This is a genomic window from Streptomyces doebereineriae, from assembly GCF_031845645.1.
In the GTDB taxonomy this organism is placed as follows: domain Bacteria; phylum Actinomycetota; class Actinomycetes; order Streptomycetales; family Streptomycetaceae; genus Streptomyces; species Streptomyces canus.
Genome location: NZ_JAVREZ010000385.1, coordinates 1 through 434 on the forward strand (window position 1 = coordinate 1; position 434 = coordinate 434).

1 protein-coding gene is annotated in these 434 nt (G+C 69.6%); it reads right to left on the reverse strand.

Going from position 1 to position 434, the window contains the following annotated elements; translation table 11 throughout:
- A partial coding sequence (locus RNB18_RS52420; protein ID WP_311721106.1) for a DNA cytosine methyltransferase occupies positions 1-434 on the reverse strand: 434 nt, incomplete at both ends.

A 434-nucleotide genomic window follows, 5' to 3' on the forward strand; every position in this document is an offset into this window, starting at 1 on the left:
GTCTGCGGGACGCCGAAGTCCTCGGTGTGCAGCACATGGGCCTCGGCGGCGTAGCCCGTCCTCCGGAGGATGTCCGCGAAGTGCTTCCACACCGGGAGCACGGTGGGCACCTGTTCCAGCACGATCACCTCGTACGGCCTGCCGCGCTTGAGCTTCGCCTCCATGACCCACCGCAGGGGTTGCAGCACGAACCCCGTCCGGTCGTCCGACATCGCGTCGGTCTCGGCCTTGACCTCTTTCCAGGCGGCATCGAACGACGTCTCGTCCTCGTGGTCCGCCAGCCGTGTGGCCAGCCGCAGCACGTCGTCCAGGGCCTGGTGCCCCTTGCGGCTCCCCGCCACGGAGAACGACTGGCAGGGAGGGCCGCCGGTCAGCACGGTGGCCTCGACGACCGAGGGGTCACACGGACCGAGCGCGGCGACATCCTTCACGTC